This window comes from Butyricicoccus sp. AM27-36 (assembly GCF_003480945.1).
Classification (GTDB): domain Bacteria; phylum Bacillota; class Clostridia; order Oscillospirales; family Butyricicoccaceae; genus Agathobaculum; species Agathobaculum butyriciproducens.
The window spans coordinates 79,714-93,334 of sequence record NZ_QUJR01000011.1 but is presented as its reverse complement, the minus strand read 5'-3'; the positions used below and the strand labels follow the sequence as shown (position 1 = coordinate 93,334).

The following is a 13,621-nucleotide window of genomic DNA, read 5'->3' as shown; positions in this document are numbered from 1 at the left end:
ACGCCTACATCTAAGCAGCAACGAAAGTTGCTGCTTTTTCTATACTACTGAGAGGAAAACGCCGATGTATCAGTATATTTTATTTGATTTAGACGGTACGCTCACCGATTCCCGCGAGGGCATCACCAAATCGGTGCAGTATGCGCTGGATAAAATGGGCATCCACGAGCCGGAGCTCAAGCCGCTGGAGCGCTTTATCGGTCCGCCACTGTACGACGAATTCCGCCGCAGCTACGGCTTCGATGACGCCGAGGCAAAGCAGGCAATCGAGTTCTACCGTGAGCGATTCGGCGTGATCGGTTGGAAGGAGAACATGCTCTACAACGGAATTCCGGAGTTGCTGAAGACCCTGACGGACGCCGGAAAGACTCTGTCTACCGCATCGTCCAAACCGGCGTTTTTCATTGATAAAATCGTCAAATACTTTGATATTGCGCAGTATTTCACCGTGGTTTCCGGTGCAACGCTGGATGGCACGATCGGCACAAAGGCACAGGTCACACAGCAGGCGCTCGACCGTTTGCAGGTGCAGGATCTGTCACAGGCTGTGCTGGTCGGTGACCGCCTGCACGATGTGGAAGGTGCGAAGCAATGCGGTATTGACTGCATCGGCGTGACGTTCGGCTTTGGCGGCCGAGAGGAGCTGGAGGACGCAGGCGCGAAGCATGTAGTCGACCGTGCGGAGGAACTGCTGCCGCTGCTGCTCTGAATTTCCATAAAAAGCTGTCTTTTGAGACAGCTTTTTTGCGTTTTCGGGCAGAGAAAACCGCGCAAAAATCTGCAAATTATGCAGGTTTTCTCTCCTATTATGGGGCACATTGTGCTATAATATAAGCTGAATAAAAGTGCATTGAAAGGAGTTCTCTCCGTGGCAGATATTACCGTACAAAACCTGACCAAATATTATGGTGACCGCCTGATCCTCAAGGACATCTCGTTCGACATTCAGCCGGGCGAAAAGGTTGCTATTTTAGGCGCAAACGGCGCCGGAAAGACCACTTTGCTTAATATTTTGACCGACCGGCTGTCGTATGACGGCGGACACGTTGCGTTCGGACAGGGACGAACCGCCGGTGTCATTGACCAGATGCCGGATTTTCCGCCGGAATCGACCGTGGAGGACATTCTCCGTCTGGCGTTCAAGGAGTCCGACGAAGTTGCGGCAGCAATGGACGCGCTGACCGATGAAATGACGCGCAAGCCGGATGACGCATCGCTGCTCAAGCGTTACGCACAGCTGGAAACGCGGCTGGAAATCCTCGGCGGCTACAACCGAGATTATGAGATCAACCGCGTGTGCAACGGTCTTGAAATCGCGCAGGAAATGCGCTCGCAGAAGTTTGACCTGCTCTCCGGCGGCGAAAAAACGCGTATCAACCTTGCCCGCATCATTCTCGAGCAGACCGACGTACTGCTGCTTGACGAGCCGACGAACCACCTCGACATGGACGCTGTGGACTGGTTGGGCAATTATTTGGAGAATTACCGCGGCACCGTGCTCATTATCTCGCATGACCGCTGGTTTATCGACCAGTGCTGCGACCGCGTGATTGAAATCCACGATTGCACCTGCGATTTCTACAACGGCAATTACTCGTACTATGCGGTCGAGCGTGAGCGTCGCCGTGAGGAGCAGCTTAAGCACCACGAGCACGAGCTGGCGGAGAAAAAGCGTCTGGAGGCGACTGCGCGTTCCATGCACGAGCACGGCACCGAGCATCTGGCAAAGCGTGCCGCGTCCATCGAGAAGCGCATTGCGCGTATGAAGGTCACTGACCGGCCCAAGACCGACAAAAAGATGACCGTCACGTTTGGTGACCCGAACTACGAGACCGAGGAAGTGCTCAAGGTCCGCGATATTACGAAAAGTTATGACGGACGAGAAATATTACACAATGTATCGTTCAACATCCGCAACCGCGAGCGTGTCGCGCTGCTTGGCGCAAATGGCGCCGGAAAGACCACTATGCTGAAAATCCTGCTTGGTGAGGAAGTGCCGGATGGCGGTGTAATCCGCAAGGGCGTTGGACTCAAGCCGGCGTACCTGCCGCAGCAGGTGTATTTTGCCAATCCGCACCGCAACCTCATCGACACGCTCATCTACGACAAGAACGTATCCATGCAGGTGGCGCGAAACCGGCTCGGTTCGTTCCAGTTTACCGGTGAAACCCAGCTGAAAACCGTAGATATGCTGTCCGGCGGTGAGAAAAGCCGTTTGCGCCTGTGTGAACTGATGTACGATCCGCTCAATCTGCTCATCCTCGACGAGCCGACCAACCACCTTGATCTTGCATCCCGTGAGTGGATTGAGGAGGCGGTTGAGGCGTTCGACGGCACGCTGCTGTTTGTTTCGCATGACCGCTACTTCGTCGAGCGCTTTGCAACCCGCGTGCTCTACCTCGAAAACGGTTACCTGACCGACTTTATCGGCTCGTACAGTGCGTTCCTTGACTGGCGAGCCAAGGGCGGCGGCGCACTGCCGGAAGCGGCTCCTGCACCGGCGCCCAAGAAGAAAAAGGCCGCTGTGCCGACGCTGGACGATGTGCCCAAGCCGCCTGAGAAGCCCAAGCGCACCGGCGGCACCAAGAATCTGCAGAAGCTGCTGAACACGCTCGAGCGCGAGATTTCGCAGCTGGAAACCCAGTCGTCCGACCTCGAACAGCAGATGGTGGACGCGGCATCGGATTCCGGCAAGCTGCTCGAGCTGATGACCGACAAGGAAGCCTGTGACGAAAAACTCGCCGCAAAAATGGACGAATGGGAAGCCGTTGCGGCCGAGCTGGAGGAACTGCAATGAAAGAAAAAAGGGTATGGATAGGGCTTGCGGTGCTGTTTGTTGTCATTGGCGTGCCGCAGCTGTTCTGGAAGCCGTCGCGGTTCGGCGGTATTTTTCTGCTGGCGCTCGCCATCGGCTGTATGGGGGAATGGCTGATGCTTTGCGGACGCGAAAAGCATAAGGCGTGCCGCATTTTGTCGCGCGTGGGACGCGTACTGTTTGCATTGTTCGTGCTGTCGTTTGCGGCGGTGCAGGTGTTTGTGATCGGCATAGCATTCGACGAGGATGACCCGTCAGCTGCGCCGCAGGCGGATTACTATCTGGTGCTGGGTGCGCTCGTCAATCCGAACGGACAGCCGTCGGCGGCTCTGGCGGCACGATGCGATACGGCGATCGCAGTGCTGAACGTCAATCCGGGCAGTTATGCCATCCTGTGCGGCGGTCAGGGCGGCGATGAGCCGCGCACCGAGGCCGAAGCCATGCAGGATTACATGGTCGCGCACGGCGCAGACGCAGAACGGCTGATCCTGGAGGACAAGTCGAGCACAACCATCCAGAATATCGCCAACGCAAAAAAGCTGCTGCCCGAGGGCGCAGCGGTTGCCGTAATTACAAATGATTATCATCTTGCCCGCGCACGCCGTCTGCTGGCGCATGCCGGTCTGGGCGATGCAGGCGTTCCCGCGAAAACGCCGTATCCGGGGCAGTGGATGGCGGTAAGGTGCCGCGAATACTGCTCCATCATGGGCTTGATGTTCACCGGACGCTGGTAAACGCAATTTTGATGAATTTTCCGTGCTTCACACGATTTGGAGATAGAATATGTTTGAAAAACTGAAAGTCTTAGCGGCGCGGCTGGACGAGCTGGAAATGCGGCTTTCCGCGCCGGATTTATACGACGACCCCGACCGGGCGGCCAAGCTGCTGCGCGAGCGCAACGAACTCGAGCCGATCGTCACCGCGTTCCGCGAATACGAGCAGGCACAGTGCACGCTTGCGGACGCGACCGAAATGCTGTCCGACCCGGACATGAAGGAGCTGGCGCAGGAGGAGCTGCAGCAGGCGAAAAGCGACATTGCCCGTATGGAGGACGAACTGAAAATCCTGCTGCTGCCCAAGGACCCGAACGACGAGAAGAATATCTACGTTGAGATTCGCGGCGGTGCAGGCGGCGAGGAAAGCGCGCTGTTTGCCGCTGACCTCTACCGCATGTATACGATGTACGCCGACAAGCGCGGCTGGCAGACCGAGGTCATGAACAAATCCGAGACCGAGCTGGGCGGCTACAAGGAAATCGTGTTCCGCGTGGCAGGCGATAAGGTGTACTCGCGGCTCAAATTCGAGAGCGGCGTACACCGCGTGCAGCGTGTGCCCGAAACCGAAAGTCAGGGCCGCGTTCACACCTCGACAACCACCGTGGCTGTCCTTCCCGAAGCGGAGGAACTCGACTTCTATATCGATCCGAAGGATTTACGCATCGACACGTTCCGCGCCTCCGGCGCGGGCGGTCAGCACATTAACAAGACCTCGTCCGCCATCCGCGTGACGCATATCCCGACCAACACGGTCGTCGAGTGTCAGGACGAGCGCAGCCAGCACAAGAACAAGGAGAAAGCGCTGTCCGTACTGCGTTCGCGGCTGTACGAGGCCGAGGTGGAAAAGCAGCGTGCGGCCATCGCCGCCGACCGAAAAAGCCAGGTCGGCACCGGTGACCGCTCGGAGCGCATCCGCACCTACAATTTCCCGGAGAATCGCGTGTCCGATCACCGCATCAAGCTGACCATCTACAAGCTGGATCAGTTCCTGAACGGCGAAATGGACGAGATTTTAGACGCGCTCATCGCGGCTGACACAGCGGAAAAGCTGAAGGAGCAGAGCGAAATGTAGCCTTGGGGCAACACCGCACAATTAAAGCTGCGGTGCTTTGCGGAAATTTTGTGTCCTGACTTTGTTGCAGTTTCACGGTAATACATCGAGTATTACCGCAAAACTGTGCCTCGCCAGTACGCAAAATTTACTCGCAAATCACTCTTGTTCAATTATGCGGTATTGCCTTAGAACTGGATTTCGTCATCCTCATCGTCCCAATCGTCCCACTTGTCCTCGGTCTGGCTCTCCAACTCAGCATTCAGATCGGACATATCGCCGAACTCTACGCGGCATATAATTTTCGTGCAGGTGGTGAACAGCACGCGGACGTAAAACCGCTTGGGCACGCGCTCGTAAATGCGCGATGCGCTTTCCGTGCCGCCGGCCTTGGTCTGCGGGCTGTTGGCAATGTAGCCGACCTTGCCGATGTACGGCAGAAACGCGCGGATGGCATCGCTGTCGTACGGATTGCTCGGCTCCTTGGCACAGCGGATGAGATTGCCGATCTGGAACGGCTCACGTCCGTAATAGTGCTGAAAACCGGTGATCGTGACGAAAATGTTCTTGTTCTTTGCCATGCGAAGCACTCCTTTCTTTTATAATTGGAGTATAGCATGGTGAATGTCCGATAAACCTCTCTTTGGTGGGAAACAAGGGTCATAGACCCTTATAATAAAAGGAGGATTTTCATGTTAAGAAGTGGTGTAATTTTACTTGTTCTGGGCATCGCCGTATTTCTTGCGGCGAGCGTGCAGCTGTTTCGGGGCAGGACGAAGAAAGCCCACTGGTGTATTTCGTGCGTGCTGGCGATGCTGCTTGTGGGAAACGGCATCTGGAACGCAAACCGTTATTTTGACCTCGGTATCGGCGTGCCAAAGACGTTTTCTGCGGAAAACTGGGCGAAAACCGCACCGGCACAGCGGCATTTCATGGACAGCGACCTGCAAAACAGCACCGAACTTGTCGGTATGAGCGCGGACGAGGTGCGTGAGCTGCTCGGTACGCCGGACTATGCGGACACCGATACCTGCCTTTCGTACCTCATTGCACAGCCGTTTGATGAGGTAACGCTCGACCTGACACTGGAAAACGGCATCGTTACCAAAGTGGAAGAAAAAGACCATTGATACCATAAATGGAAGTGTAAACTGATGAAAACAACTCTTTTGACACCGGAAACCGACGAAAACGCGGTAAAAACCGCCGCAGAACTCATTCGAGCGGGCGAGGTCGTCGGCATGCCGACCGAAACCGTGTACGGTCTTGCGGCGAATGCGCTGAACGGCGAGGCGGTAAAGAAAATTTTCCTCGCGAAAGGCCGTCCGCAGGATAACCCGCTGATCGTCCACATCGCGGATTTCGAGCAGATTTACGACCTGTGTCCGGCGGTTCCGCCGCAGGCAAAGCAGCTTGCAGACGCGTTCTGGCCGGGTCCGCTGACCATGATCGTGCCCAAAGGCGGTTGCATTCCGGACGAGGTTTCGTGCGGACTGGACACAGTGGGCATCCGCCTGCCGTCGCACCCGATGGCGCGTGCGCTGATTCGGGAGAGCGGCGTACCGCTGGCGGCTCCGTCCGCGAATACGTCCGGCAGACCGTCCACAACCACGGCGGCGCACGTCATGCATGATATGGACGGCAAGATTGCGGCTGTATTGGACGGCGGCGCGTGCGGCGTCGGCGTGGAGAGCACGGTAATCACACTCGCGCTCGAGCGTCCGCGTCTGCTGCGTCCGGGCGGCATCACGCTCGAGCAGCTTCGCTCGGTGCTCGGCGAGGTGGATGTTGACCGCGCGCTGTACGAGAAGATCGGGGATGACGTGAAGGTGTCGGCGCCCGGCATGAAATACCGGCATTACGCGCCGAAGGCGCCCGTAACGGTCGTGCGCGGCAACCCGCAGGACACGGCGAAGTACATTGCGGAGCGTATCGGTGACGCAACCGGTGTGCTGTGCTTTGATGAGTACAAGGATATGTTCCCGAACTGCATTGTGGAGTGCTTCGGCTCGAGGGACGATCTCGGCGCACAGGCGAGGGAAGTATTCGACCGCCTGCGGGCGTTCGATGATACCGAGGTAACGCAGATTTGGGCGCAGTGTCCGTCGGATGAAGGACTCGGTCTTGCAGTGGCGAACCGGATTAAGAAAGCGGCGGGATTCTCGGTAATTGAGGTGTAAAATGGCCATTCCGAAATATGACGAGATGTATGCGGATTTTTTGCGTGTATTAGCAGATAATCGAATACATAGCCTATCTGATATACAGGATGCGATTGCTAAAAAACGTCATCTGACAGGGGATGAATTGGCGGAGAGGGCACCTAACAAACCGGGAACTGTGTTCAGCAATAGAGTAGCTTGGACAAAGGCATATCTGATGAAAGCAGAGTTGATTTGTTCTGCGAAGCGTGGTTATTGCCGAATCACAACAGATGGGCAAAAACTCCTTTCCAAACGCTTGAAAAAGATAGATAATACGGTTTTAAGCCGCTATAAAGGATTTACAGAATATCTGAATTCTGAAAAAGTTCAAGATGAAAATGTTGAATTACGTTGTGAAAGTCCCCAAAGCGACGTACAACCTTTGATAGATGAAGCACCGGATGAACTGATTACAAAAGCAGTTGATACACTAAACAAATCGCTGGCCGATGAATTGCTTCAAGAGATTATGGAACAAACGCCGGCATTTTTTGAATGGTTGGTGCCATACTTGTTGGGTAAAATGGGATATGGCGTTTCAGAACGAGATCTCAGCAAAATAAGCCATCAATCGCGTGATGGTGGCATAGATGGCGTGATTCGGCAAGATAAATTGGGCTTTAGTAAAATCTATATTCAAGCGAAAAGATGGGACCCGCAGGTGGTAGTAGGCCGCCCGGAACTGCAAAAATTTTATGGTGCCTTACCGAGCGGGACTGCACACGGATTGTTTATCACAACAGCACGGTTTTCGGATGATGCGAAAAAATATGCTGAAAATAGAGGAAACATTGTTTTGGTGGATGGGATACGCTTGGTCAATCTGATGATTGAACATAATGTTGGCGTTTCGGTTGAGACACAATATGTGATAAAAAAGATAGATTCGGACTTCTTTAAGGGAGAATAATCAGGAAGTGAAACTAATGAAAATCATCGGCTTGACCGGCGGCAGCGGCACCGGCAAAGGCACGGTTGCCGCGCGTATGCGCGCTCTCGGTGCAGGCTGGGTGGACGCGGATGCCGTCTACCGCACGCTCTGCGCGGAGAACCGCGAAATGCTGTCCGCACTCGACGCCGCCTTTGGCATCGTGACTGATGCAAACGGTGCGCTTGACCGTCCGAAACTTGCGAAAATCGTGTTTTCCGACCCCGCAAAGCTGCAAACGCTCAACGAAATCACCACTCCGTATATCCGCAGGGCGTCTCTCGACGCGATTCACGCACAGAGCGAGTGCCCGGTCGTGCTGTACGATGCACCGACTCTGTTTGAAGCCGGTGCGGACGACTTCTGCGACAAAATCGTCGCTGTGCTCGCGCCGCACGACACGCGCGTTGCCCGTATCATCGAGCGGGACGGTCTGTCCGATGAAGCCGCACGCGCCCGCATTGACGCGCAGCCGAACGACGCGTTTTACCGCGAAAAATGCGATTTTATCATCGAAAACAACGGCGATCTCGATGCACTCTATCGGGACACCGATGCTTTATACAGTCAACTCATTAAGTGATTCGGATTAAAAAAGGAGAATGCAACATGACTTCCGAACAGCTTTTTTACGACAAAAAGACCGGCTTTGACCGTTTGACCGACGAGGACAAGCAGGGCATTCAGACCTACGCCGAGGGTTACAAAAAATTCCTTGACGAGAGCAAAACCGAGCGTGACGCCGTGCTGGAAATCGCCCGCATGGCTGAGAGCAAGGGCTTCCGTGCCTGGACGCGCGATGACACGCTTCGTCCGGGTGACAAGATTTACCGCATCAACCGCCACAAGGGCATTATGCTGGCTGTTATCGGCAATCAGAGTCTGGCCGAGGGCGTGCGTCTGACTGCTGCTCACCTCGATGCACCGCGCGTTGACATCCGCACCGTGCCTCTGTATGAGGACAACGGCATGGCGTTCTTCAAGACCCACTACTACGGCGGCATCAAGAAGTATCAGTGGACCGCAATTCCGCTCGAGCTGCGCGGCGTTGTCTGCGTCTGCGAGAACGGCGAGGTCAAGCGCGTACAGGTGCGCGTAGGCGACAAGCCGACCGACCCGAAGTTCGTTATCACCGACCTGCTGCCGCACCTTGCCACCGAGCAGATGACGCGCAAGGCGACCGAGGTGATCAAGGGCGAGAGTCTGAACATCCTCATTGGCTCGGTTCCGAGCGAAACCGTGGACGAAAAGTGCAGCGAGAAGATCAAACTCGCCATTATGGAGCACCTTAACCGCGAGTACGGCATGACCGAAGCGGATTTCCTGTCTGCAGAGCTGTGCTGCGTTCCGGCGTTCAATGCCTGCGATATCGGTTTTGACCGCTCGTTTGTCGGCGCGTACGGCCACGACGACCGCGTTTGCTCCTATCCGGCAGCAACCTCTCTGTTCGACCTGACCGAGACTCCGGCACATACCGGCGTCTGCCTGCTGGTGGACAAGGAGGAAATCGGCTCGGACGGCGTGACCGGCATGCAGTCCCGCACGTTCGACACCTTTATGGCTGACCTCTGCCGTGCGCAGGATGTGCTGCTCGACGAGTGCTTCGAGAACTCGGTCTGCCTGTCTGCCGATGTCTGCAACGCCTTTGACCCGAACTATCCGGAGGTCTCCGAGAAGCGCAACGATGCGCGCGCAAACTGCGGCTTTGCACTCGTCAAGTACACGGGCGCACGCGGCAAGTCCGGCACCTCGGATGCAACCGCTGAGCTGATGGCGCGCATCCGCTGCATTTTCGACAAGGCGGGTGTTATCTGGCAGACCGGTCAGCTTGGCAAGGTTGACCAGGGCGGCGGCGGCACGGTTGCCATGTACCTCGCAAACCGCAACATTGACACCGTAGACGCAGGCGTTCCGGTGCTCTCCATGCACGCACCGTTCGAGTGCATTGCCAAGCTGGATCTGTATATGGCATACAAGGGCTTTGGTGCGTTCTACCGCGATTAAACGAGATAAAACGGAGGTTTTACCATGCTGTTGATTCAAAACGGACGGGTTCTCGACCCGTATACGCAGATGGATGCGTTGTGTGATGTGCTGATCGGTGACGACGGCGTTATCGCGCAGGTGGCTGAGCACATCGACGCGCCCGCGGGCTGCACGGTGTATGACGCGAGCGGGCTGACGGTATCTCCCGGCTTTGTGGACGGCCATGTGCACTTCCGCGATCCGGGTCAGACCCAGAAAGAGGATGTGTTGACCGGTGCGGCGGCGGCAGCCGCGGGCGGCTACGCCACGGTAATCTGCATGGCGAACACCGTGCCGACCTGTGACACACCCGAGATCATCCGCTACGTTACCGACAAGGCGAAGGACTGTCCGGTGCAGGTTTTGCAGGCAGGCTCGGTCACCAAGGGCCTGAAAGGGCAGGAGCTGACCGACTTTGACGCACTGCTCGAAGCGGGTGCGCCGTGCCTGACCGACGACGGCATCAACCTGACGAGTGCGGCGCTGTGCCGCACCGCCATGGCGGAAGCCGCCAAGCGCGGCACGCTGCTCTCGTTTCACGAGGAGGAGCCGTCACTCGTGCCGTCTCCGGGTGTCAACTACGGCTCGGAGGCCGCCAAGCATTTCGGCGTACCGGGCGCAATGGCGAGCGCGGAATCTGCAATGATCGGCCGTGACATTGCGCTGGCGCTCGATACCGGTGCGCGCGTGCTGTTCCAGCACGTTTCGTCCGCGCAGTCGGTCGCGCTCATTCGAGCGGGCAAGGCGATGGGCGCGAAGATTTACGCCGAGGTTACGCCGCATCATCTGTCGCTGACCGAGGATGATGTGCCGGCACACGGCACTTATGCGCGCATGAATCCGCCGCTCCGCAAGGAGGCTGACCGTCAGGCGCTGATTGCGGCTCTGGCGGACGGCACCATCGACATGGTGGCAACCGACCATGCACCGCACACCGCGGAGGAGAAGGCCCGCGAGTTCGCAAAGGCGCCGTCCGGTATCACCGGCTTGGAAACCGCATTCTCGGTGTGCAATACTTACCTCGTTCAGACCGGCAAGCTCACGCCGATGCAGCTTGTTGACCGCATGAGCAAGACTCCTGCCGAGATTTACGGTTTGACCGACCGTGCCGTGCAGGCAGGCAATTTCGCCCGTCTGGTGCTGCTGGACTGGGATACTGAGAGGGTATACGAAACGTATAAATCAAAGGGAATCAACACACCGTATACCGGTAAAAAACTCACCGGTTCGCCGAAGGCGATCGTTACCGGCACGAAAGTTACCGAATAAAGCCTAAAAGGGACCCGAGAGGGTCCCTTTTTGACATTCTGCGCGGAAGCAAAAAACTTGCGAAAAAATTTTGCAAAATCTATTGACAAATAAGCTGTATCCGCGCTATAATATACAAGCTGATTGCGATAAACCATCCAAACAGCGTGTACCAGCATTTTATATTCCTCAATAGCTCAGTTGGTAGAGCATGCGGCTGTTAACCGCAGGGTCGTTGGTTCGAGTCCAACTTGAGGAGCCACTTTATAGGGGTATAGCTCAGCTGGTAGAGCATCGGTCTCCAAAACCGAGTGCCGTGGGTTCGATCCCTACTGCCCCTGCCAATGCTGCTATAGCTCAGTCGGTAGAGTGCATCCTTGGTAAGGATGAGGTCACCAGTTCAAATCTGGTTAGCAGCTCCATGAAGAACCGCTTATAGGCGGTTCTTTTTTTATGAAAAATTCTGCAAAATAAGGGAGAAAACAGGTATGAAGCTGCGAAACTCTTTGTTTCTGCTGCTGACGGCCACGATTTGGGGTGTGGCGTTCGTGGCGCAGAGCGTCGGCATGCAGTATGTCGGCCCGTTCACCTTTGTGTTCGCGCGCAACGTCATCGGCGGACTGGTCCTGCTGCCGGTCATCGCGGTGTTGGGCAAAAGCGGCGGCCCGCATCCGAAGCAAGCGCCCGAGGAGCACCGCAAAGCCCGCAAAACGCTCGTTATCGGCGGTATGTGCTGCGGCACGGCGCTGTGCGCGGGCAGCATCACCCAGCAGTTCGCGCTGCTGTATACGCCAGTCGGCAAGGCCGGATTCCTCACCGCGTGCTACATTCTGATCGTGCCGCTGCTCGGCATGCTGTTTGGCCGCAAGTGCGGACTCAAGCACTGGTGCGGTGTTGCGCTGGCGCTGCTCGGCATGTATTTCCTGTGCATGGCGGGCGGTAGCTTCGGTTTCGCGATGGGCGACCTCATCGGTCTGTCGTGTGCGCTGCTGTTCTCCATCCATATCACAGTCATTGACCATTTTTCACCGATGGTGGACGGCGTGAAGATGTCCTGCATCCAGTTTTTCTTCTGTGCGATCTTATCGGGCATCGGCATGCTGATTTTCGAGCAGCCGAGCTTCGCGAACATCCTTGCCGCGTGGAAGCCGATTCTGTATGCCGGTGCGATGTCGTCCGGCGTGGGCTATACCCTGCAGATTGTCGGTCAGAAGGGCATGAACCCGGCGGTAGCATCGCTTATCATGAGTCTGGAGTCGGTTATCTCGGTTATCGCAGGCTGGCTTATTCTCGGTCAGGCGCTGTCCGGCCGAGAAATTTTCGGCTGTGTGCTGATGTTTGGCGCTATCGTGCTGGCACAGCTGCCGGAACGGAAAAAACAGAGCGTATAATGCAAAAGACAGATTTCTATTTTGTGCTGCGTGCGACAGCACGCATAAAATAGAATTTGCGCAGCAAATTCATAAAAACCGGGGGCGTGGTCCAGACCACCCTCTCTTGCCGCTATGCGGCAATTCACCTTGTGTACCTCGGTTTTTATACAAGGGAAGAAAAAATGTGTCCGGAGGACGCGGTTTTTCTTCAGCATTCGATCGAAAGCGTGGTTTCGATCGAGAGGCTGCTCGAAAAACGATAGTTTTTCGACAGCCTCAGAGACGGTTATTTACCGTCTCTTTTTTGCGTTTTGTGCTCGCCAATCATCGTATAGAGCGCTTCCAGCGCATCCGAAAGCGTGCCGACCTCATCAATCAGTCCGAGTGCGGCGGCCTGATTGCCGGAGATCACGGTGCCGACATCGGCGGTCAGCTGACCGGTTTCGCGCATAAGCTGCTGCAGACGCTCGGCGGTGATATGTGAGTGCGAGGTGATGAAATCCACAATGCGCTCCTGAATTTTCGCCAGATACTCGAACGCCTGCGGCACAGCAATGATCGTGCCGTTCATCCGCACCGGATGAATGGTCATGGCGGCGGAAACGGCGATAAAGCTCTTTTTGGCGGCAACGGCCAGCGGTACGCCGATCGAATGCCCGCCGCCGAGCACGAGCGACACGGTCGGCTTTTTCATGCCCGCGATCAGCTCAGCGATGGCAAGTCCGGCTTCTACATCGCCGCCTACCGTGTTGAGCAGCACGAGCAGACCGTCGATTTCGTCGGCCTGCTCCACTGCCGCAATCTGCGGGATGAGGTGCTCGTACTTGGTGGTTTTGTTCTGTGCGGGCAGTTCCATGTGGCCCTCGATCTGGCCGACAATGGTGATGCAGTGTATCGTTCCGCGCGATGTTTTTGCCGTAATCGAGCCGGTTTCAGCGATGGCATTCTGTTCCGGTGCGGCAATGGACGGGGTTTCTTCGGACATAGATGATCCCTCCTGAAGTGGTGAATTTGCCCTGATCACAAGTTTTCCACAAGGTGCGGTGGATTATGCAGCGGTAGTTTTTCCACAGCCGATATTACAATGCGTAGTCGAAAAAACGAGATATACGGCGGCTTGCGAGGGTGTATACAAAAAGTTATCCACTTTATGCACAAGGTTATCCCCAGATACCCTGTGGAAAGTCCTGTGGATAAAGTG

Annotated in this window: 13 protein-coding genes and 3 tRNA genes; 14 read left to right on the top strand and 2 right to left on the bottom strand. The window is 56.0% G+C overall.

Annotated elements, in window-relative coordinates:
* From DW724_RS13645 to prfA, 4 genes are all read left to right on the top strand, one after another.
* Positions 1-709, top strand: a 709-nt coding sequence (locus DW724_RS13645; protein WP_330426319.1) for an HAD family hydrolase, incomplete at its 5' end; no start/stop codon positions are given.
* A gap of 159 nt (positions 710-868) precedes the next feature.
* Positions 869-2,797, top strand: coding sequence for a ribosomal protection-like ABC-F family protein (gene abc-f, locus DW724_RS13640; RefSeq protein ID WP_118761851.1), 1,929 nt, complete (start codon positions 869-871; stop codon positions 2,795-2,797).
* On the top strand, positions 2,794-3,549 hold the full coding sequence (locus tag DW724_RS13635) for a YdcF family protein (protein ID WP_158580365.1): 756 nt from the start codon (positions 2,794-2,796) through the stop codon (positions 3,547-3,549). Before abc-f ends, DW724_RS13635 begins: the two co-directional genes overlap by 4 nt.
* Before the next feature lie 49 nt (positions 3,550-3,598).
* Complete coding sequence (gene prfA, locus DW724_RS13630; protein WP_118761849.1) at positions 3,599-4,663, top strand: peptide chain release factor 1; 1,065 nt, start codon at positions 3,599-3,601, stop codon at positions 4,661-4,663.
* A 167-nt stretch (positions 4,664-4,830) separates the two neighbouring features.
* Here the strand turns inward: prfA and DW724_RS13625 are convergent, their stop codons facing one another.
* On the bottom strand, positions 4,831-5,223 hold the full coding sequence (locus DW724_RS13625) for an HIRAN domain-containing protein (RefSeq protein ID WP_118481051.1): 393 nt from the start codon (positions 5,221-5,223) through the stop codon (positions 4,831-4,833).
* A gap of 111 nt (positions 5,224-5,334) precedes the next feature.
* On the opposite strand from DW724_RS13625, the gene DW724_RS13620 reads away from it, so the two are divergent.
* The 10 genes from DW724_RS13620 to DW724_RS13575 all read left to right on the top strand — a co-directional run bounded on the left by DW724_RS13620 (position 5,335) and on the right by DW724_RS13575 (position 12,438).
* Positions 5,335-5,772: a hypothetical protein gene (locus DW724_RS13620; RefSeq protein WP_118761848.1), complete on the top strand. Its 438-nt coding sequence runs from the start codon at positions 5,335-5,337 to the stop codon at positions 5,770-5,772.
* 24 nt (positions 5,773-5,796) lie between these two features.
* Positions 5,797-6,822: an L-threonylcarbamoyladenylate synthase gene (locus DW724_RS13615; RefSeq protein WP_118761847.1), complete on the top strand. Its 1,026-nt coding sequence runs from the start codon at positions 5,797-5,799 to the stop codon at positions 6,820-6,822.
* Position 6,823: 1 nt separating this feature from the next.
* Complete coding sequence (locus tag DW724_RS13610; RefSeq protein ID WP_118761846.1) at positions 6,824-7,756, top strand: restriction endonuclease; 933 nt, start codon at positions 6,824-6,826, stop codon at positions 7,754-7,756.
* Positions 7,757-7,772: 16 nt separating this feature from the next.
* A complete protein-coding gene (coaE, locus tag DW724_RS13605; protein ID WP_118761845.1) occupies positions 7,773-8,357 on the top strand; it encodes a dephospho-CoA kinase in 585 nt (194 codons plus the stop codon).
* A gap of 26 nt (positions 8,358-8,383) precedes the next feature.
* A complete protein-coding gene (locus DW724_RS13600; protein ID WP_118761844.1) occupies positions 8,384-9,778 on the top strand; it encodes an aminopeptidase in 1,395 nt (464 codons plus the stop codon).
* Positions 9,779-9,802: 24 nt separating this feature from the next.
* Positions 9,803-11,068 carry a dihydroorotase gene (locus DW724_RS13595; RefSeq protein WP_118761843.1) on the top strand — a complete coding sequence of 422 codons (1,266 nt, stop codon included), beginning with the start codon at positions 9,803-9,805 and terminating at the stop codon, positions 11,066-11,068.
* A gap of 165 nt (positions 11,069-11,233) precedes the next feature.
* Positions 11,234-11,309, top strand: a tRNA-Asn gene (locus tag DW724_RS13590).
* A 6-nt stretch (positions 11,310-11,315) separates the two neighbouring features.
* Positions 11,316-11,391: transfer RNA gene (locus DW724_RS13585), tRNA-Trp, on the top strand.
* Between the two features lie 2 nt (positions 11,392-11,393).
* Positions 11,394-11,469 (top strand) — tRNA-Thr (locus tag DW724_RS13580).
* 66 nt (positions 11,470-11,535) lie between these two features.
* Positions 11,536-12,438 (top strand): DMT family transporter, encoded by a 903-nt coding sequence (locus tag DW724_RS13575; protein WP_118761842.1) that lies wholly within the window; start codon positions 11,536-11,538, stop codon positions 12,436-12,438.
* A gap of 268 nt (positions 12,439-12,706) precedes the next feature.
* Here DW724_RS13575 and DW724_RS13570 read toward each other — a convergent pair whose 3' ends face one another.
* Positions 12,707-13,405: a ClpP family protease gene (locus DW724_RS13570; protein ID WP_118761841.1), complete on the bottom strand. Its 699-nt coding sequence runs from the start codon at positions 13,403-13,405 to the stop codon at positions 12,707-12,709.
* Positions 13,406-13,621: the final 216 nt, after the last annotated feature.

Coding starts and splice junctions, on each gene's coding strand:
- DW724_RS13635 (WP_158580365.1), top strand. CDS start 2,794: ATGAAAGAAAAAAGGGTATGGATAGGGCTTGCGGTGCTGTTTGTTGTC.
- prfA (WP_118761849.1), top strand. CDS start 3,599: ATGTTTGAAAAACTGAAAGTCTTAGCGGCGCGGCTGGACGAGCTGGAA.
- DW724_RS13625 (WP_118481051.1), bottom strand. CDS start 5,223: ATGGCAAAGAACAAGAACATTTTCGTCACGATCACCGGTTTTCAGCAC.
- DW724_RS13620 (WP_118761848.1), top strand. CDS start 5,335: ATGTTAAGAAGTGGTGTAATTTTACTTGTTCTGGGCATCGCCGTATTT.
- DW724_RS13615 (WP_118761847.1), top strand. CDS start 5,797: ATGAAAACAACTCTTTTGACACCGGAAACCGACGAAAACGCGGTAAAA.
- DW724_RS13610 (WP_118761846.1), top strand. CDS start 6,824: ATGGCCATTCCGAAATATGACGAGATGTATGCGGATTTTTTGCGTGTA.
- coaE (WP_118761845.1), top strand. CDS start 7,773: ATGAAAATCATCGGCTTGACCGGCGGCAGCGGCACCGGCAAAGGCACG.
- DW724_RS13600 (WP_118761844.1), top strand. CDS start 8,384: ATGACTTCCGAACAGCTTTTTTACGACAAAAAGACCGGCTTTGACCGT.
- DW724_RS13595 (WP_118761843.1), top strand. CDS start 9,803: ATGCTGTTGATTCAAAACGGACGGGTTCTCGACCCGTATACGCAGATG.
- DW724_RS13575 (WP_118761842.1), top strand. CDS start 11,536: ATGAAGCTGCGAAACTCTTTGTTTCTGCTGCTGACGGCCACGATTTGG.
- DW724_RS13570 (WP_118761841.1), bottom strand. CDS start 13,405: ATGTCCGAAGAAACCCCGTCCATTGCCGCACCGGAACAGAATGCCATC.